Here is an 18,804-nt window from a genome sequence, read left to right as displayed (position 1 = left end):
GTTCTGCCCACTGGCATGACCGGTCGCCGCGTTTTTATTGAATAACCTTCTCACCTGACTGGAGGAAAGACGATGACGACAATGAAAACATTAGTGTGTGAGCAGCCGACGAAATTGGTTTATCAACAGCGCCCGGTGCCTTTGCCCGCAGACCAGGAGGCGGTGATCAAAATAATCACCGTCGGCATTTGCGGAACGGATATTCACGCCTGGTCCGGTCATCAGCCTTTCTTCAGTTATCCCCGCGTATTGGGCCATGAAATATGCGGCGAGATTGTCAGTATCGGCAATGATGTCAGCGGCTGGCGGGTGGGCCAGCGCGTGACGGTGATGCCGTATATTTCTTGCCGGCGCTGCGGTGCCTGCCAGAGCGGCAAAACCAACTGCTGCGAGAATATTTCGGTGATTGGCGTTCATCAGGATGGCGGTTTCTGCGAGTTCCTGAGCGTGCCTGCCGGCAATCTGCTGGCAGTGGACGGCCTGCCACCGGAAACGGCGGCGCTGATTGAACCCTTCGCCATCAGCGCCCACGCGGTGCGCCGGGCGGCAGTGGCACCGGACGATCACCTGCTGGTGGTGGGGGCAGGGCCGATCGGGCTGGGCGTGGCGGCGATAGCCTGCGCCGACGGCGCGCAGGTGGTGGTAGCCGATACCAGCGCCGAGCGGCGGGCGCATGTTGAAAAAGCCCTGGGGTTGCCGACGTTAAACCCGGCGGATGAGCAATTTGACGCGGCGCTGCGCGATAAGTTCGGCGGCATGTTGGCGGCCAAGGTGATTGACGCCACCGGCAACCCGCACGCGATGAATAATAGCCTGAACCTGATCCGCCACGGCGGCAGCATCGTTTTCGTCGGGCTGTTCAAGGGCGATATTCAGTTCTCCGATCCGGAGTTCCATAAAAAAGAAACCACCCTGATGGGCAGCCGCAATGCGACCCACGAGGATTTCGCCAAGGTGGGCCGTTTGATGGCGGCAGGGAAAATTACCGCGCAGATGATGCTCTCCCACCATTTTGATTTCGACACCCTGGCGGAACATTACGAGCAGCAGGTGATTAACAATAAACAGCTGATCAAAGGCGTAATCCATTTCAATTAGCCCCGACGCCGCCCCTCAAATTTTGGCTATAGCGAGCGGGCGGCATACGTCACTTACCAGCCATAAAACCATCATCCCGCTGTCATAAATTTATTCGTTAATAGGTGCCCATAATGATTAGCCACTGAAACCAGAGAAATCATATGGCTCAGGCACAGTTAAAACTTGCACCAACCGATTTTCCAGGGCAGCAACCGATCTCCTCACGCAAAGTGTTGTCGGTGAAAGGCTTGGGCAAAGCCTATAAATCCCAGCAGCGCGTGCTGGACGACATCAACTTCGATCTGCACGCCGGCGAGTTCGTGGCGGTGATTGGGCGCTCGGGCGCAGGCAAATCCACCTTGCTGCATACCCTGAACGGCACTATTCCTTCGAGCTGCGGCGAGATGCTGCATTTTGAAGATGACGGCGTGGCGCAGGATATCGCCCAACTTTCCACCCGCCAGATGCGCCAGTGGCGTTCCCGCTGCGGCATGATCTTCCAGGACTTCTGCCTGGTGCCGCGGCTGGACGTCATGACCAACGTACTGTTGGGCCGCCTGAGCCACACCTCTACCCTGAAATCCTTCTTCAAACTGTTTGACGACGCCGACCGCGGGCGCGCCATCGAGCTGCTGCAATGGCTCAATATGCTGCCGCACGCCCTGCAGCGCGCCGAAAACCTGTCGGGTGGCCAAATGCAGCGGGTGGCGATCTGCCGCGCGCTGATGCAAAACCCTAAAATCCTGCTGGCCGACGAGCCGGTAGCATCCCTCGATCCGAAAAACACCCGCCGCATTATGGATGCGCTGCAAAAAGTCAGCGAGGACGACATCGCGGTGATGGTGAACCTGCACTCGGTTGAACTGGTGAAAGAATATTGCACCCGGGTAATCGGTATCGCCCAGGGCAAAATCGTGTTCGACGGGCACCCGTCGCAACTGAACGAACGGATACTGCACCAGCTGTATGGCGAAGAAGCCAATCAAATCCATTGATTCACTTTTACCTTTACACACACAAGGCACACGTAATGAAAAAAGTATTGAGTCTGACCACCCTGATGGCCGGCGCGATGATGGTATTTAATGCTGCCGCAGCGGACGCACCTAAAGAACTGAACCTGGGCATTCTCGGCGGCCAAAACGCCACCCAGCAGATCGGCGATAACCAGTGCGTGAAGCAGTTCCTGGACAAAGAGCTGAACGTGGACACCAAGCTGCGCAACTCTTCCGACTATTCCGGGGTGATCCAGGGCCTGCTGGGCGGCAAGATCGATCTGGTGCTGAGCATGTCGCCATCGTCGTTCGCCTCGGTGTACATCAAGGATCCGAAAGCGGTGGACATCGTCGGTATTGCGGTTGATGACGTTGACCAATCTCGCGGTTACCACTCTGTGGTGGTGGTCAAAGCCGGTAGCCCGTATAAAAAGCTGGAAGATCTGAAGGGCAAAGCCATCGGTTTCGCCGATCCTGATTCCACCTCCGGCTTCCTGATCCCGAACCAGGCGTTCAAAAAACTGTTCGGCGGCACGGTGGACAACAAATACAACAACGCCTTCTCCAGCGTCACCTTCTCCGGTGGTCATGAGCAGGACATTCTCGGCGTGCTGAACGGCCAATTCGAAGGCGCGGTGACCTGGGCTTCGATGATCGGCGACTACAACACCGGCTACACCAGCGGCGCGTTCACCCGCATGATCCGCATGGGAAGCCCGGACCTGATGAAACAGATCCGCATTATCTGGCAGTCGCCGCTGATCCCGAATGGCCCAATCCTGGTGAGCAACTCGCTGCCGGCCGATTTCAAAGCCAAAGTCGTGACCGCCATCAAAAAGCTGGATAAGGACGATCACTCGTGCTTTATCAAGGCGATGGGCGGCAAACAGCACATCGGCGACACCACTTTGGCGGAATACCAGAACATCATCGATATGAAGCGTGAGCTGACCAAAGGCGACCGTTAATGCTGCCGGGGCTTGGCCAGGCTGAGCCCCGCTGATTTCCACACGTCGGAAACCTATTTTGAATACAGATTTTGCGCACTACTACCAACAGATCCGCAGCAAGCAAAAGCGCGAGACGCTGTTCTGGTCGCTCGGTCTGGTGGCGCTCTACCTGGGCGCCGGCAACATCGCCGAGTTCAACCTGCATACTGTCTGGGTGTCCATTCCCCACTTCTTCGATTACCTGGCGGAAACCGTCCCGACGCTACACTGGAAGCTGCTGTTCGCCGATGGCCATACCGAAGGGTCATTGGCCTACTGGGGTTATCGGCTCAACATTCAGCTGCCGCTGATCTGGGAAACGCTGCAACTGGCGCTGGCGGCGACCATTCTCTCGGTGCTGGTGGCGGGGGCGCTGGCGTTTCTGGCGGCTAACAATACCCACAGCCCGGCGTCGCTGCGCCTGGCGATCCGCACGTTGGTGGCATTTTTGCGCACCATGCCGGAGCTGGCGTGGGCGGTGATGTTCGTGATGGCATTCGGCATTGGCGCCATCCCCGGCTTTTTGGCGCTGGCGCTGCACACCATCGGCAGCCTGACAAAACTGTTTTATGAGTCGATCGAAACCGCATCCAACAAGCCGGTGCGCGGGCTGGCAGCCTGCGGCGCGACGCCGTTGCAACGCATGCGTTTCGGTCTGTGGCCCCAGGTGAAGCCGGTGTTTCTGTCGTACAGCTTTATGCGGCTGGAAATCAACTTCCGTCAGTCGACCATTCTGGGGCTGGTGGGAGCGGGCGGCATCGGCCAAGAGCTGATGACCAATATCAAGCTCGATCGCTACGATCAGGTCAGCATGACGCTGTTGCTGATTATCCTGGTGGTCTCGCTGCTGGATTACACCTCCGGCGAACTGCGCAAACGGGTCGTGGAGGGGAAAAAATGATTACCGCACCAACGCTCTCGGCACAAAGGCTGCAAACGCTCAAACAGCAGCACCCGGAAATATTCTCGCAGCAGCGCCGCTATCTGCGCACCCTCGCTATTATCGCCGTGGCGATCGCGCTGTATTATCTGTTCTTCTTCCAGTTCTTCGGCATCTCCTGGCCGCAGTTCGTTAACGGCTGCCAGCAACTGGGGCGTTACTTTGTGCGCATGTTCGTCTGGCACGATTTCGTCAACTGGCCGTTTAGGTATTACTTCCAGCAGATCTTCATCACCATCGGTATCGTGTTTGCCGGCACCATTACCGCTTCGCTCATCGCCTTGCCGCTGTCGTTCTTCGCTGCGCGCAACGTGATGTCGACGCCGCTGCTGCGGCCGATCTCGGTGGCGGTGCGGCGGTTGCTGGATATTTTACGCGGCATCGATATGGCGATCTGGGGGCTGATCTTCGTGCGCGCCGTCGGCATGGGGCCGTTGGCCGGGGTACTGGCGATTGTGATGCAGGACGTCGGGCTGCTCGGCAAACTGTATGCCGAAGGGCACGAAGCGGTGGATAAATCCCCCAGCCGTGGTTTGACGGCGGTGGGCGCCAACGGCTTGCAGAAGCACCGTTACGGTATTTTCACCCAGTCGTTTCCTACCTTTCTGGCGCTAAGCCTGTACCAGATTGAATCCAACACCCGCTCCGCAGCGGTGCTGGGCTTCGTCGGCGCCGGCGGCATCGGCCTGGTGTATGCGGAGAACATGCGGCTGTGGAACTGGGACGTGGTGATGTTCATCACCCTGATCCTGGTGGTGGTAGTGATGGTGATGGATAAGGTGTCGTCGCTCCTGCGCAACAAATACATTATTGGCGAAGACATCCCGCTGTATCGGCAAAAAAGTCAAATTGATTGAGAAACCCTTCACCGATCCCTATACTGCCGCACATATTCCAAGTATGGCAGGTATAGGGTGTATTTTTCGTTTTACAACGCGCACCTCCCCCGGTTTACAAGCTAAAGGCAATTCCATGATCAACAACGATGTGCTGCGCAGCGTGCGCTACATGCTGAGTATTAACGACGCCAAAATGACCGAGATTATCAAACTGGATAATTTCGACGTTGAGGTCTCTGCGATGCGCGCTTACGTCATCAAAGAAGGCGAACCGGGTTTCGAAAACTGCCCGGACGAAGTGATGGCGCACTTCCTGAACGGCCTGGTGTTTCTCAAGCGCGGTAAGGACGACAAGTTCCCGGCACCGGAAGTGGAACTGCCGATCACCAACAATCTGGTGTTGAAAAAGCTGCGCGTGGCGTTCGAACTGAAAGACACCGACATGCACCAGATCTTCACCGCCGTGGAGTTCCGTATCTCCAAGCCGGAGCTGAGCGCGCTGTTCCGCAAAGAAGGCACCAAAAACTTCCGCCCGTGCGGCGATCAGATGCTGCGTTATTTCCTCAAAGGTTTGGCGCAACGCATTCGCGGCGAGTAATTGAGTTGTTCACGTCACTAGAGGCGTAATCGCAAGATTGCGCCTTTTTTCTTTCTGTCCCGCAGCATACTGTTGTATGGGCCGCCAGCCATCCGCATCAGATGGTGGTAGAACTGCGATTCATACAGACTGAGTTCTCGGGCAGCAACTGCAACACTGATGTGTTCAGCCAGTTTAGCTGAATTTGTGAGTTGATCGCTGTCTATCTGATGGCTACCGTTGGTAAGCTTGACCAACTGCAAGGGGATGCTCTTGGCACTGTGCTGTGGATGCTGACAGCGGCTCCTGGTGGTATATCGATATTTGCACCAATAGTAGGTATATACCCAGCATTTACGCAAAAGGATCATAGTTTAAAGAATAGGGAGGTTTGATGGCTGGAGCTTCTGAACATCGTGAATTAAGGGCTATGGCTCTATCTATTGCGGGACTTCAAATTCTTGACGATTATGGCGATAGGATAACTTTTGAGAATCTTTCGTTAGAGCGAATAAAATCATCTGACTGGGATATTGTTCACCCGGCTTGGAGAACACACCCTGCTCGGAAGCATTTAAAAATTGATTTTAACTGGCTACGGCAGCGTAATAAAAGGCGCGACAAGCTTGACGTCAGCATCTGGTATGATGGTCAACTGTGCGGGCTCTTTCTTGCCAAGCACTCCCGGAAGAGGATAAACGTAGCTCTTCGTTTCCTTGAGTCGAATCCTTTTTCGCATGGTTTGACGGACTTAATGATTCCGATAGGCCTCATTTTGGCAGAGAGTTTTGCTACAGCATATGGTGCTTCACAAGTGCTGATAAGTCAGCCAGTTAGAGAGTTAGTCCCTGACTATCGGGTAGAGGGATACGAGCTGGTACCTGCTGATATCGAACGTGAAAGGCGAGGTTGTCGGATTCGAGCCAAAGTGTTGGTGAAAACACTGTCTCGAGTGGAGAGCGATTTATGAACAACTATGTTATGATATCCGCATCAGTTCGCCGTGTAGGAGGTACATATGACCAATAAAATTATTGCTGGGAAAGCTAAAATTGTGCGCCCGAGCAAAACTACACATTTGAAAGATAAGAATGTTTCAACTACTGAGATAAAATCAGAATATAAGGCTCTGTTGGAGTTTGCTATTAACTATAGAATGGATAGCTCTCTGAGCGCCGGAAGAATAGTGAACAGCCAGGTAAGAAACGCTGTTGAGACTTCAATGAAAAGACTTGTTATCGCGGGTCAGAATAGCAATATGCCGCCCGAAAAGATTAAGGGGATGATTATTGCCAGTTCTCAGCAAGATCGTAGCCACCGTAACTGGAAGACTAGGGCTGGGGTTGAGCAGCGTATAGGTTTACTGGTCGGTGCCTCTAGAACAATGAAGGTTCGCTGATCTTTTGAGTGATGAAAAAACCGCCATTGGGCTAACACCGTTCGGTTAAGCAAAATGATCGGTTGAACGATCCGGCAGGTGTCTCACAATAAGCCTCATCATTTTCTGATGGGGCTTTTTGATGCTTTCGACATGGCTAGACGAGACACAACCTAGGTTGAACCCGACTCTCTTTCCTCTTTTCAGAGTGCGATCTCACTTGAATGGATCCCTCAGGTCCTTCTATCCACAGATAAAGCCAGTATCAGAAAGCGTAAATGCCCTGCGGAGCTTGTTGTCTGGTTACTTATCGGTATGGGCCTTTATCGGGACCGGCCCATCACCGATATTGTGACAAAACGCGATCTTGTTCTGAGCGACACTCTGGCGGCCATCTCCATGGCTCAGGTTCGTCAGAGATTCAGTGATACTCCGCTTGGGGCATCGTTCCGACTGACCGCTCATCACTGTGTAAGCATCCTGTTAAACCGAACTGCGCCAGCGGTAAATTTGAGCGAGCATGATGTGACAATATTATTCTGCGTTTCCAAGCGGCGATCGCTGCTTTCTCCCATTTTTTGCACCTTTTTTGTCCGATGATTGCGCGCCGCTGGTGCAGATTTTTTACTCTCCCGTCATAAGTTTTAATTATAATTTATTGAAATCAGTGGATTAAAAATTGGCATGCCGGTTGCTCTATTGAATCCCATCTTGTGTACCAGATGGAATTCAGACGATGACCCAGCCAGTTAAACAACGCGGTTTCACCCTCAGTGAATGGCAACACCATTATCACACCCGGCCGGCCGGCGAGCGCATGGCCTGCGTGCGCGCCACGCTGGAGGCGCTGACCTCGGGCCTGAGCCTGGACGACAACGCCTGGCTTTACCTTGCCGCCGCCGCGCAGCGGGAAGCGCAGTACCAACAGCTGGCGCAGCAACTGGACGCGGTCGCCGGGGATATCAGCCGTCTGCCGCTGTTCGGCGTGCCCTTTGCGGTTAAAGACAATATCGACGTCGGTGGCTGGCCGACCAGCGCTGCCTGCCCGGAATTTACCTACCAGGCCGCAGCGGATGCCAGGGTCGTCGCCAATCTGCGCACCGCCGGCGCCATCGTTATCGGAAAAACCAACCTCGATCAGTTCGCCACGGGCCTGGTCGGCACCCGCTCACCGCACGGTGCGGTGGTCAACAGCTTTGACAGCCGCTATGTCAGCGGCGGCTCCAGTTCCGGTTCTGCCTCGGTGGTGGCGCGCGGCCTGACGCCGTTCTCGCTGGGGACCGATACCGCAGGTTCAGGGCGCGTTCCGGCAGGGTTCAATAATATCGTCGGTCTGAAACCGACCAAAGGCTGGCTGTCGAACCGTGGCGTGGTGCCCGCGTGTCGCCTCAATGACACCGTCTCGGTCTTTGCCCTGACGGTGGCGGATGCCGCTCTGGTAGCCGAGATGGCCGGCGGTTATGACGCAGCCGACGCTTATTCGCGCATCAACCCCCGCACCGCCCCGGCGGATTTGCCCGCCGCGCCGCGTTTTGCGGTTCCCGCGCAGCCCGAATTTTTCGGCGACACTCAGGCCGAGCAGGCGTTTCAACGGGCGCTGGCGCAGTTGCAACGCTGCGGCGTAACGCTTGACCCCATCGATTTCACCCCCTTTCACCAACTGGCCGAGCAGCTCTATTACGGCCCCTGGGTCGCGGAGCGCACCGTAGCGGTCGAGGCGATGCTGAACAGCGATCCTCAGGCCATCAACCCGGTGGTGCGCGGCATCCTCAATAACGGCCTTAAGTACAGCGCCTGCGACGCCTACAAGGCGGAATACCTGCGTGCCGAGCTGGCGCGGGAAATTGGCCAACAACTGGCGCAGTACGACGCGCTGGTGGTACCGACTTCGCCGACGCTGCGCACCTTGGCGGAAATGGAGCAGGAGCCGGTGTTGTTCAATTCGCAATTCGGTACCTACACCAATTTTACCAACCTGGCCGATCTGAGCGCGCTGGCCTTGCCTGCGCCGATGCGCGACGACGGCCTGCCTGCCGGCATCACGCTGATCGCGCCGGCCTGGCACGATCGTGCGTTGGCGGCCTTCGGCCTGCGCTGGCAACAGGCACAGAACCTGCCGCTCGGCGCCACCGGCCGCGCGCTGCCGTCGCCATTGCCGCTGACACCATCGGTGGAACATGTGCGGGTGGCGGTGGTGGGCGCTCACCTCAGCGGTATGCCGCTGAATGTCCAGCTTACCCAGCGCGACGCGGTATGGGTGGAGCAAACCGCCACCGCGCCGTGCTACCGGCTCTACGCCCTGGCTAATACTCAGCCGCCCAAACCGGGGCTGGTCAAAACCGGGCAGGGGGCCGCCATCAGCGTTGAGCTGTGGGACATCCCGTTGGCGCGTTTCGGCGAATTTGTCGCGGAGATCCCGGCGCCGCTGGGCATCGGCACGCTGCTGCTGGCGGATGGCCGCCGGGTAAAAGGCTTTATCTGCGAACCCTGGGCGCTGGAGGGCGCATTGGACATCACTGAATTTGGCGGCTGGCGCAACTATACCCGTCATTTTTCCGACCCTGGCGTTATCGGCAGCGTTGACTCACCCCAGTCACTTACCTGAGTAAGCGCCTGGGAATGTGCCTGCTTGCCGTCTGGCCACAGCCTGAAAGCTATTGGGTTCGATCTATGAGGATTGCATAATGTTTACCACTGTATTGATAGCCAACCGCGGCGAAATTGCCTGCCGCGCGATACGTACCCTGAAACGTCTGGGCGTGACCAGCGTGGCGGTCTATTCCGATGCCGACCGCAATGCGCCACATGTCACCGAGGCCGATCTGGCGGTGGCGCTCGGTGGCGAAAAGGCCGCCGACAGCTACTTGTGCATTGATAAAATCCTCGCCGCCGCGGCGGAAACCGGCGCACAGGCGATCTATCCCGGTTACGGTTTTCTCTCCGAAAGTGCCGAATTCGCCGATGCCTGCGAAGCGGCGGGTATCGCCTTTATCGGGCCGACGGCGGCGCAAATTCGTGAGTTCGGCCTGAAGCACCGGGCGCGTGAGCTGGCGGCGGTGGCGCAGGTGCCGATGACGCCGGGCACCGGCCTGCTGGACAGCATTGAGGACGCGGTTATCGCCGCCGCGCGGATTGGTTACCCGGTCATGTTGAAAAGCACCGCCGGCGGTGGCGGCATTGGTCTGACGCGCTGTGACGACGAAGCGGCGCTGCGCGAAGCTTACGACAGCGTAAAGCGGCTGGGCGAGCAGTTCTTCCGCGACTCCGGGGCCTTTATCGAGCGCTTTGTCGATCAGGCGCGCCATGTGGAAGTGCAAATCTTTGGCGACGGCCAGGGCCGGGTGGTGGCGCTCGGCGAACGCGATTGCTCGTTGCAGCGCCGTAATCAGAAGGTGGTGGAAGAAACCCCGGCGCCGAACCTGCCGGCGGCAACCCGTCAGGCGCTGCATCAGGCGGCAGTAGCGCTGGGTGAATCGGTGAATTACCGCAGCGCCGGCACCGTGGAATTTATCTACGACGGCGCGCGCGACGAGTTCTATTTCCTCGAGGTAAACACCCGCTTGCAGGTGGAACATCCGGTGACTGAAATGGTGACCGGGCTGGATCTGATCGAATGCATGTTGCAGGTGGCGGCGGGCGATGCGCTGGACTGGGCGGCGCTGCAACGCGCACCGCAGGGGGCCTCGATTGAGGTGCGCATCTATGCCGAAGATCCGCTGAAGAATTTCCAGCCCAGCCCCGGCGTGCTGACCGAGGTGCATTTCCCGGATAACGTACGCGTTGACGGCTGGGTGGCGACCGGCAGTGAAGTGTCGGCATTTTACGACCCGATGATCGCCAAACTGATCGTCCACGGCGAAGATCGCCAACAGGCGCTGGAGAAAATGCGTGCGGTGCTCGGCGCTACCCGTTTGCACGGCATCGCCACCAACCTCGATTACCTGCGTCAGGTGATCGCCACGGCGCAATTCCAGTGTGGCGAAGTCTGGACCCGCATGCTGGACAGCTTCCGTTTCCAGCCCAGCAGCATTGAAGTGCTGCAACCGGGCACCTACAGCAGCGTGCAGGATTATCCGGGCCGTCTTGGCTATTGGGATATCGGCGTGCCGCCTTCCGGGCCGATGGACGATTTCGCTTTCCGGCTGGCCAACCGAATTGTCGGCAACCACCCGAGCGCCGCCGGGCTGGAGTTTACTTTGCAGGGGCCGACCTTGCGTTTCCATTGCGACGCGATCATCGCCCTGACCGGCGCCGACTGCCCGGCGAACCTGGATGGGGAAACGGTAGCCTACTGGCAGCCGGTTGCGGTTCGCGCCGGGCAGGTCCTGAGCTTGGGTCGCGCTGCGCACGGTTGCCGCACCTATCTGGCGGTGCGTAATGGGTTCGACGTGCCGGTGTACCTTGGCAGCCGTTCGACCTTCGCCCTCGGGCAGTTTGGCGGCCACGCCGGGCGCACCCTGCGGGTCGCCGATATACTGGCGGTATCCCAGCCTGCGCTGGCGGCCAGCACCACCCCGGCCCCCATCGCGGCGCCGCAGGCAATGGACGACAGCCTGATCCCGCAATACGGCAGCCTGTGGAACATCGGCGTGCTCTATGGCCCGCACGGCGCGCCGGACTTCTTTACCCCGGAGTCGATCGACACCTTTTTTGCCGCCGAATGGCAGGTGCACTACAACTCCAACCGGCTGGGCGTGCGCCTGTCGGGGCCGAAACCCGGCTGGGCGCGGCAGGACGGCGGGGAGGCCGGGCTGCACCCTTCTAACGTACATGATTGCGAGTACGCCATCGGCTCGATTAATTTCACCGGCGATTTCCCGGTGATCCTCACCCGAGACGGGCCGAGCCTCGGCGGTTTTGTCTGCCCGGTGACCATCGCCAAAGCCGAGCTGTGGAAGGTGGGCCAGGTGAAGCCGGGCGACCGCATCCGCTTCCATCCTATCGGTTTCAAACAGGCGCAATCGCTGGAGCAGGCGCAGCTTGGCAGCATCGAAGCGCTGGCGGCGGTGAAGGCGATAACCCTGCCGACGCCGGATCTGACTCCGGGCGCCACGGCCTCTGCCGCTATCGTCGCCGCGTTGCCGGCCGGAGATGGGCGCCCCTCGGTCGTCTATCGCCAGGCCGGGGACGGCTACATTTTGTTGGAGTACGGCGACAACGTACTTGATCTGGCGTTGCGGCTGCGTATTCACCTGCTGATGCAATCGCTCAAACAGGACGCGATCCCCGGCGTTGAGGAATTGGCTCCGGGCGTGCGTTCGCTTCAGATCCGTTACGACAGCCGCACTGTCGGCCAGGCCGATTTGCTCCAGCGCCTGCTGGCGCGTGAGCAGGCGTTGGGCGACGTCAGCCGCCTGAAGGTGCCGACGCGCACGGTTTATCTGCCGATGGCGTTTGAAGACTCCGCCACCCTGGGCGCGGTGGAACGCTATAGCCAAACGGTACGCAGCTCTGCGCCCTGGTTGCCGAACAACGTCGATTTTATCCAGCGCATCAATGGCCTCAGCCACCGCGAACAGGTACGCGACATTATCTTCGATGCCAGCTATTTGATCCTCGGGTTGGGCGATGTCTATCTCGGCGCGCCGTGCGCGGTGCCGATTGATCCGCGTCATCGGCTGCTCAGTTCTAAATACAACCCCGCGCGCACCCACACGGCCGAAGGCACGGTCGGTATCGGCGGCATGTACATGTGCATTTATGGCATGGACTCGCCGGGCGGCTATCAACTGGTCGGGCGCACGCTGCCGATCTGGAACAAATTCCTCAAAAACCCGCAATTCAACGCCGGTGAGCCCTGGTTGCTGCACTTCTTCGATCAGGTGCGTTTCTATCCGGTCAGCGAGCAGGAACTGGATGAGCAGCGCGAGGCGTTCCGTGAAGGGCGGGCGCAGGTCCGCATCGAGAACAGCGAATTCGATTTTGCCGAGTACACCCGTTTCCTGGCGGACAACGCCGAAGACATCGCCGCATTCCAGCAGCGCCAACAGCAGGCATTCAGCCATGAAGTGACGCTCTGGCAGGCGCAAGAGAGCGATGCCGAGGCGCAATTGCTGCCGCCGCAGAGGGATGAAGAAGAGGTCGACGGCTATCTGGTCAGCGCCGATCTGAACGGCAACGTGTGGAAGATCCTGGTGGAGCCGGGGCAGACGGTGGAAGCCGGCCAACCGCTGATTGTGGTCGAGGCGATGAAAATGGAACTGGCGGTCACCGCGCCGCGCGCCGGGATCATCAAACGCATCGGTTGCCAGCAAGGGCGGCCGGTGGGGCCAGGCGATGCTTTGCTGTGGCTGGAGCACGCCGGCTGAGCATCGTGGGTTCAGCCTGTTTCAGGATTTAACGCTGGGGCGCCGCATGTTGCGCCCGGCAAGAGGAAAACTATGCAAATCACCAATAACCGCAGCAAGGCGCGGCCGGAGGGGCTGGCGGAGCGTATCTACCTCCAGCTCAAGGATGACATCTTTGATTTTCATCTGCTGCCAGGCGATCGCTTCAGCGAAAACGAAGTGGCGCAGCGCATGGACGTCAGCCGTACGCCGGTACGTCAGGCGCTGTTCTGGCTCGAGCGCGAGGGTTACGTCGAAGTGCATTTTCGCAGCGGCTGGCAGGTGCGCCCCTTCGATTTCGACTACTTCGAGCAACTCTACGATCTGCGCATCGTGCTGGAGTGCGAAGCGGTCAAACGGCTGTGCGCGCGCCCGACGGGAGACGTGCCGCTGCCACTGGCGGCGCTCAACGGCTTCTGGATCGACGAGCCGCGGCTGGAGGACGGCAAAACCGTCTCGCTGAACGACGAGCAGTTCCATATGACGCTGGTGGAGGCGGCGGGCAATGGGGAAATGGCGCGCATTCATCGCGACCTGACCGAGAAGATCCGCATCATTCGCCGGCTGGACTTCACCCAGGGAACCCGGGTCGAGGCCACCTACAACGAACACGCCGCCATTCTGCGGGCGATCTTGCAACACCAGACCGAGGAGGCGCAAACGCTGCTCAGCAACCACATTGCCGTCAGTAAGGCGGAAGTACGGAAAATAACTCTGCATATGCTGCACCAGGCAAGGCTTTAGCAATAACCCGTCGTCTTTCGAGCTGCAGCGTTGTTAGCTGCAACTCGAAATCCATAGGGTTAGTTTTTCTTAAAGAAGGTTGGTTTCCTAACATTCACCGGGAGTTTGAATTATGCAACGTCGTCACTTTATAAAAGCTTTTGCGTTGTCCGCCACCGTGATCGGCATGGGCATGGCCTGGAGCGCTCAGGCGGCCGATACCATTAAAATCGGCATCCTGAGTTCGCTGTCAGGCACCATGGCCATTTCTGAAACGCCGCTGAAGGACGTGGCGCTGATGACCATTGATGACATCAACGCCAAGGGCGGCGTGCTGGGTAAAAAACTCGAACCGGTGGTGGTGGATCCCGCCTCCAACTGGCCGCTGTTCGCCGAAAAGGCGCGCCAGTTGCTGACCCAGGACAAAGTGGCGGCGGTGTTCGGTTGCTGGACGTCGGTCTCGCGCAAATCGGTGTTGCCGGTGTTTGAAGAGCTGAACGGGTTGCTGTTCTACCCGGTGCAATACGAAGGGGAAGAGATGTCGCCAAACGTGTTCTACACCGGCGCCGCCCCTAACCAGCAGGCGATCCCGGCGGTGGAATACCTGCTGAGCGAAGACGGCGGCTCGGCCAAACGCTTCTTCCTGCTGGGGACCGACTATGTGTATCCGCGCACCACCAACAAGATCCTGCGCGCCTTCCTGCACACCAAAGGGATCCAGGACAAGGACATCGAAGAGGTCTACACGCCGTTCGGCTACAGCGATTATCAGACCATCGTCGCCAACATCAAGAAATTCTCCGCCGGCGGCAAAACCGCAGTGATCTCCACCATCAACGGCGACTCCAACGTGCCGTTCTACAAAGAGCTGGCCAATCAGGGCATCAAGGCTACCGACGTGCCGGTGATCGCCTTCTCGGTGGGTGAAGAAGAACTGCGCGGCATCGACACCAAACCGCTGGTGGGCAACCTGGCGGCCTGGAACTACTTCGAGTCGGTGGATAACCCAACCAACAAGCAATTCGTCAGCGAATGGAAAGCCTACGCCAAGGCGCACAACCTGCCGAACTACGCCACTGCCGTGACCAACGACCCGATGGAAGCCACCTATGTCGGCATCCATATGTGGGCACAGGCGGTCGAGAAAGCCGGCACCACCGACGTCGACAAGGTGCGTGCGGCGATGGCGGGGCAGACCTTTGCCGCGCCGTCGGGCTTCACGCTGACCATGGACGCCACCAACCACCACCTGCACAAACCGGTGATGATCGGTGAGATTGAAGGCAACGGCCAGTTCAACGTGGTGTGGCAGACCGACGCTCCGGTGCGCGCGCAGCCGTGGAGCCCGTTCATCGCCGGCAACGACAAGAAGCCGGATCACCCGGTAAAAGGCGGCAAGTAACCGTCGCATTCCCACAGGGGCGCCGCAGGCTGCGCCCGTCGTAACGGTAGGGGCCGGGCATACCCGGCCCCTACAGAGGAGGCCGCTGATGCAATCCCCATTCTTGTTCCATTTCCGCTCCTGGTTTTGGTTGCTGTGCTGCCTGCCGATGTTCGCGCAGGCGGGGCCGGCCGATGACTTTGCTGCGGCCAATCGCACGCAGCAGGCCAAATTGTTGCAGGCGTGGGCGACCGCGCCGGACGCTGCGCGCCTGCCGTTATTGCAGGGGTTGAAGCAGGAAAACGTGGTGATCGACGAGGCCAAACATGCCTTTATCCAGCGGGGCGAAGCTTATCACCCGCTGGATGGCGTAGCCCCGCCGGTCGGCACGCCGAAAAAAGTGTGGTTGAACAACCGGCTGCGAATTCTGATCGCCAACGCACTGTCGGCGCATCGGCTGGTTAGCGACGATCCTGCGGTACGTTTACAGGCGGCGCAGGCCCTGCAACGCGAGGCGCAAAGCGATCAGTTGCCGCTGCTGGCCCAGCGGCTGGCGCAGGAAAAAAACGCCCGTGTGCATGATGCGCTGAGCATAGCGCTGGCGAATCTGCAATTGACCGACGCCAATCCGCAGGTGCGTCTCAACGCCGTGCGGCTGTTGGGCAGCTCCGGCGATCCGGAGACGCAGCCACGGCTACAGGCATTGACCGACGTCGCCCACGAACCTGACGCCGCAGTGCGTGCCGAAGCCTTGAAAAGCCTGACCAGCGTAAAACACCGGTTGATGATTGGCGATCTGATCGGCCAGGCGTTTACCGGGCTTTCGCTCGGCTCGATCCTGCTGCTGGCGGCGCTCGGGTTGGCGATTACCTATGGCCTGTTGGGGGTGATTAACATGGCGCACGGCGAAATGCTGATGCTGGGCGCCTACTCGGCCTACCTGGTTCAGGGGCTGTTTCAACAGTTTGCACCGCAGTGGCTGGCATTGTATCCGCTGGTGGCGCTGCCGGTGGCGTTCGCCATTACCGCCTGCATCGGCATGGCGCTGGAGCGCACGGTGATCCGTCACCTGTACGGCCGGCCGCTGGAAACCTTGCTGGCGACCTGGGGCATCAGCCTGGTGCTGATCCAGGGGGTGCGGGTGCTGTTCGGCGCGCAAAACCTGGAGGTTGCCAACCCGGCCTGGCTGTCGGGCGGCATTCAACTGCTGCCTAACCTGGTGCTGCCGTGGAACCGCATTGCGGTGATCGTGTTTGTGGTGCTGGTGCTGGCGCTCACCTGGTTGCTGCTGAACAAAACCCGTCTTGGCATGAACGTGCGCGCCGTGACGCAGAACCGTGCGATGGCCGCCTGCTGCGGCGTGCCCACCGGGCGTGTCGATATGCTGGCGTTCGGTTTGGGGTCCGGCATCGCCGGGCTGGGCGGGGTGGCGCTGTCGCAGCTGGGCAACGTGGGGCCGGAGCTGGGCCAGGGCTATATCATCGATTCCTTCCTGGTGGTGGTGCTCGGCGGCGTGGGTCAACTGGCCGGCACCGTAGTGGCGGCCTTTGGCCTCGGCATCGTCAATAAAATTCTTGAACCGCAGATTGGCGCCGTGCTGGGTAAAATCCTGATCCTGGCGCTGATTGTTCTGTTTATTCAAAAACGTCCTCAGGGGCTGTTCGCCTTCAAGGGCAGGGTGATCGACTGATGAGCCAACCATTAACTCTCACCGGCGTGCAGAAGGCCCCCCGGCTGGCGCTGAGTATCGGCGGGCTGGCGTTGCTGGCGCTGTTAATCATGCCGTTTCTGGCCCTGTTGCCGGCGGACCACCCGTTGGCGATCTCCACCTATACCCTGACGCTGGCGGGAAAAATCCTGTGCTACGCCGTGGTGGCGGTGGCGCTCGATTTGGTGTGGGGCTATGCCGGGCTGCTGTCGCTGGGGCACGGGCTGTTTTTCGCTCTCGGCGGCTATGCGATGGGCATGTATCTGATGCGCCAGGCGGCGGGAGACGGCCTGCCGGCGTTTATGTCATTTCTGTCGTGGAGCGAGTTGCCCTGGTTCTGGAGCGGCACCCAGTATTTCGCCTGGGCGCTGTGCCTGATGATATTGGTGCCCGGCGTATTGGCCTTTGTCTTTGGCTACTTCGCCTTCCGTTCAAAAATCAAGGGCGTCTATTTCTCGATCATGACCCAAGCGCTGACCTACGCCGGTATGTTGCTGTTCTTCCGTAACGAAACCGGCTTTGGCGGCAACAACGGCTTCACCGGTTTCACCACGCTTTTGGGGTTCCCGATTACCGCCACCGGCACGCGGGTGGCGCTGTTTCTGGCGACGGTGCTGCTGTTGGCCGCCAGCCTGGCTATCGGTTTCGCCCTGGCGCGCAGCAAGTTCGGCCGGGTGCTGACCGCCGTGCGCGATGCGGAAAACCGCCTGACGTTCTGCGGTTACGATCCCAAAGGCTTCAAGCTGTTTGTCTGGACGCTGTCGGCGGTGCTGTGTGGGTTGGCCGGGGCGCTGTATGTGCCGCAGGTGGGCATTATCAACCCGGGCGAAATGTCGCCGACCAACTCGATCGAGGCCGCTATCTGGGTGGCGCTGGGCGGCAGGGGCACGCTGGTGGGCCCGCTGCTCGGCGCCGGTATCGTTAACGGCGCCAAGAGCTGGTTCACCGTGGCGATCCCGGAATACTGGCAATTCTTCCTTGGCCTGATGTTTATCCTCGTCACGCTGTTCCTGCCGAAAGGGGTTATCGGCCTGCTGCGCAAGGGGAAACCGCAATGAATTCGCTGCAAATGACCGACGATCTGTTTACCCAACCGCTGCCTGCCGACAAGCACCGCCAACAAACCGACCCGGTGCTGGTGCTCGATAACATCAACGTCAGCTTCGACGGCTTTCGCGCGCTGAGCGATCTTTCACTGCAGATTGGCGTGGGTGAGCTGCGCTGCGTGATCGGGCCCAATGGCGCGGGAAAAACCACCTTGATGGATGTGATCACCGGCAAAACCCGGCCGGACAGCGGCAGCGTGTTTTACGATCAAACCGTCGATCTGACCGCGCTGGACCCGATGCAGATAGCCCAGGCCGGCATTGGCCGCAAGTTCCAGAAACCGACGGTGTTCGAAGCGCTGACGGTATTCGAAAATCTGGAGATCGCGCAGAAAACCCAGAAGTCGGTGTGGGCCTGCCTGCGCGCCAGGCTGAGCGGCGAACAACGGGATCGTATCGATGAAATGCTGCAAACCCTGCGGCTGAGCCACGAACGGCACCGGCCTGCCGGGCTGCTGTCCCACGGGCAAAAGCAGTTTCTCGAGATCGGCATGCTGCTGGTGCAGGAGCCGCATTTGCTGCTGCTCGACGAGCCGGCGGCGGGCATGACCGATGCGGAAACCGAGTACACCGCCGAGCTGTTTCGCTCGCTGGCAGGCAAGCATTCGCTGATGGTGGTGGAGCACGACATGGGGTTTGTCGAAACCATCGCCGACCACGTCACCGTGCTGCATCAGGGCCAGGTGCTGGCGGAAGGTTCACTGGCGCAGGTGCAGGCAAATGAGCAGGTGATCGACGTGTATCTGGGACGCTGAGGAGTCG

General features: G+C 59.2%; 15 protein-coding genes and 1 pseudogene. All 16 read left to right on the top strand.

Annotation, left to right across the window (positions count from 1 at the left end; translation table 11 throughout):
• Positions 1-72 precede the first annotated feature (72 nt).
• Positions 73-1,098, top strand: a complete 1,026-nt coding sequence (locus QZQ97_RS10870; protein WP_311993447.1) for a zinc-binding alcohol dehydrogenase family protein — start codon at positions 73-75, stop codon at positions 1,096-1,098.
• 143 nt (positions 1,099-1,241) lie between these two features.
• Positions 1,242-2,075, top strand: coding sequence for a phosphonate ABC transporter ATP-binding protein (gene phnC, locus QZQ97_RS10865; RefSeq protein ID WP_311993446.1), 834 nt, complete (start codon positions 1,242-1,244; stop codon positions 2,073-2,075).
• A gap of 35 nt (positions 2,076-2,110) precedes the next feature.
• Positions 2,111-3,043, top strand: a complete 933-nt coding sequence (gene phnD / locus QZQ97_RS10860; RefSeq protein ID WP_311993445.1) for a phosphonate ABC transporter substrate-binding protein — start codon at positions 2,111-2,113, stop codon at positions 3,041-3,043.
• A 58-nt stretch (positions 3,044-3,101) separates the two neighbouring features.
• The gene (gene phnE / locus QZQ97_RS10855; RefSeq protein WP_311993444.1) at positions 3,102-3,965 is read left to right on the top strand and encodes a phosphonate ABC transporter, permease protein PhnE; all 864 of its coding nucleotides are present in this window, start codon (positions 3,102-3,104) and stop codon (positions 3,963-3,965) included.
• The gene (gene phnE, locus QZQ97_RS10850; RefSeq protein WP_311993443.1) at positions 3,962-4,861 is read left to right on the top strand and encodes a phosphonate ABC transporter, permease protein PhnE; all 900 of its coding nucleotides are present in this window, start codon (positions 3,962-3,964) and stop codon (positions 4,859-4,861) included. The genes phnE (QZQ97_RS10855) and phnE (QZQ97_RS10850) overlap by 4 nt, the downstream gene beginning before the upstream one ends.
• A gap of 115 nt (positions 4,862-4,976) precedes the next feature.
• Positions 4,977-5,441 (top strand): DUF1456 family protein, encoded by a 465-nt coding sequence (locus QZQ97_RS10845; RefSeq protein ID WP_004942106.1) that lies wholly within the window; start codon positions 4,977-4,979, stop codon positions 5,439-5,441.
• A gap of 373 nt (positions 5,442-5,814) precedes the next feature.
• Entirely contained in the window at positions 5,815-6,390 is a 576-nt protein-coding gene (locus QZQ97_RS10840; protein ID WP_311993442.1) for a hypothetical protein, read from the top strand.
• 48 nt (positions 6,391-6,438) lie between these two features.
• A complete protein-coding gene (locus QZQ97_RS10835) occupies positions 6,439-6,819 on the top strand; it encodes a hypothetical protein (protein WP_311993441.1) in 381 nt (126 codons plus the stop codon).
• Between the two features lie 121 nt (positions 6,820-6,940).
• Positions 6,941-7,266, top strand: a pseudogene (locus QZQ97_RS10830) (transposase domain-containing protein); the annotation flags it as partial.
• 268 nt (positions 7,267-7,534) lie between these two features.
• A complete protein-coding gene (gene atzF / locus QZQ97_RS10825; RefSeq protein WP_311993440.1) occupies positions 7,535-9,403 on the top strand; it encodes an allophanate hydrolase in 1,869 nt (622 codons plus the stop codon).
• A gap of 79 nt (positions 9,404-9,482) precedes the next feature.
• Positions 9,483-13,106: an urea carboxylase gene (uca, locus tag QZQ97_RS10820; RefSeq protein WP_311993439.1), complete on the top strand. Its 3,624-nt coding sequence runs from the start codon at positions 9,483-9,485 to the stop codon at positions 13,104-13,106.
• Between the two features lie 72 nt (positions 13,107-13,178).
• Positions 13,179-13,868: a GntR family transcriptional regulator gene (locus QZQ97_RS10815; RefSeq protein WP_311993438.1), complete on the top strand. Its 690-nt coding sequence runs from the start codon at positions 13,179-13,181 to the stop codon at positions 13,866-13,868.
• Positions 13,869-13,980: 112 nt separating this feature from the next.
• Positions 13,981-15,249 carry an urea ABC transporter substrate-binding protein gene (gene urtA / locus QZQ97_RS10810; protein ID WP_020438701.1) on the top strand — a complete coding sequence of 423 codons (1,269 nt, stop codon included), beginning with the start codon at positions 13,981-13,983 and terminating at the stop codon, positions 15,247-15,249.
• Positions 15,250-15,337: 88 nt separating this feature from the next.
• Positions 15,338-16,918 carry an urea ABC transporter permease subunit UrtB gene (gene urtB / locus QZQ97_RS10805; RefSeq protein ID WP_311993437.1) on the top strand — a complete coding sequence of 527 codons (1,581 nt, stop codon included), beginning with the start codon at positions 15,338-15,340 and terminating at the stop codon, positions 16,916-16,918.
• Complete coding sequence (gene urtC, locus QZQ97_RS10800; RefSeq protein ID WP_126527695.1) at positions 16,918-17,994, top strand: urea ABC transporter permease subunit UrtC; 1,077 nt, start codon at positions 16,918-16,920, stop codon at positions 17,992-17,994. The genes urtB and urtC overlap by 1 nt, the downstream gene beginning before the upstream one ends.
• Complete coding sequence (urtD, locus tag QZQ97_RS10795; protein WP_065506073.1) at positions 17,991-18,797, top strand: urea ABC transporter ATP-binding protein UrtD; 807 nt, start codon at positions 17,991-17,993, stop codon at positions 18,795-18,797. The genes urtC and urtD overlap by 4 nt, the downstream gene beginning before the upstream one ends.
• Positions 18,798-18,804 lie beyond the last annotated feature (7 nt).

It is taken from the genome of Serratia sp. root2 (genome assembly GCF_031931805.1).
Classification (GTDB): Bacteria; Pseudomonadota; Gammaproteobacteria; order Enterobacterales; family Enterobacteriaceae; genus Serratia; species Serratia inhibens.
Note: the sequence above shows the minus strand (reverse complement) of the source record. Positions and strands in the feature narration are given on the sequence as shown.

Excerpts from the sequence above, each read along its gene's own strand:
- QZQ97_RS10870 (WP_311993447.1), top strand. The coding sequence starts at position 73 with ATGACGACAATGAAAACATTAGTGTGTGAGCAGCCGACGAAATTGGTT.
- phnC (WP_311993446.1), top strand. The coding sequence starts at position 1,242 with ATGGCTCAGGCACAGTTAAAACTTGCACCAACCGATTTTCCAGGGCAG.
- phnD (WP_311993445.1), top strand. The coding sequence starts at position 2,111 with ATGAAAAAAGTATTGAGTCTGACCACCCTGATGGCCGGCGCGATGATG.
- phnE (WP_311993443.1), top strand. The coding sequence starts at position 3,962 with ATGATTACCGCACCAACGCTCTCGGCACAAAGGCTGCAAACGCTCAAA.
- QZQ97_RS10845 (WP_004942106.1), top strand. The coding sequence starts at position 4,977 with ATGATCAACAACGATGTGCTGCGCAGCGTGCGCTACATGCTGAGTATT.
- QZQ97_RS10840 (WP_311993442.1), top strand. The coding sequence starts at position 5,815 with ATGGCTGGAGCTTCTGAACATCGTGAATTAAGGGCTATGGCTCTATCT.
- QZQ97_RS10835 (WP_311993441.1), top strand. The coding sequence starts at position 6,439 with ATGACCAATAAAATTATTGCTGGGAAAGCTAAAATTGTGCGCCCGAGC.
- atzF (WP_311993440.1), top strand. The coding sequence starts at position 7,535 with ATGACCCAGCCAGTTAAACAACGCGGTTTCACCCTCAGTGAATGGCAA.
- uca (WP_311993439.1), top strand. The coding sequence starts at position 9,483 with ATGTTTACCACTGTATTGATAGCCAACCGCGGCGAAATTGCCTGCCGC.
- QZQ97_RS10815 (WP_311993438.1), top strand. The coding sequence starts at position 13,179 with ATGCAAATCACCAATAACCGCAGCAAGGCGCGGCCGGAGGGGCTGGCG.
- urtA (WP_020438701.1), top strand. The coding sequence starts at position 13,981 with ATGCAACGTCGTCACTTTATAAAAGCTTTTGCGTTGTCCGCCACCGTG.
- urtB (WP_311993437.1), top strand. The coding sequence starts at position 15,338 with ATGCAATCCCCATTCTTGTTCCATTTCCGCTCCTGGTTTTGGTTGCTG.
- urtC (WP_126527695.1), top strand. The coding sequence starts at position 16,918 with ATGAGCCAACCATTAACTCTCACCGGCGTGCAGAAGGCCCCCCGGCTG.
- urtD (WP_065506073.1), top strand. The coding sequence starts at position 17,991 with ATGAATTCGCTGCAAATGACCGACGATCTGTTTACCCAACCGCTGCCT.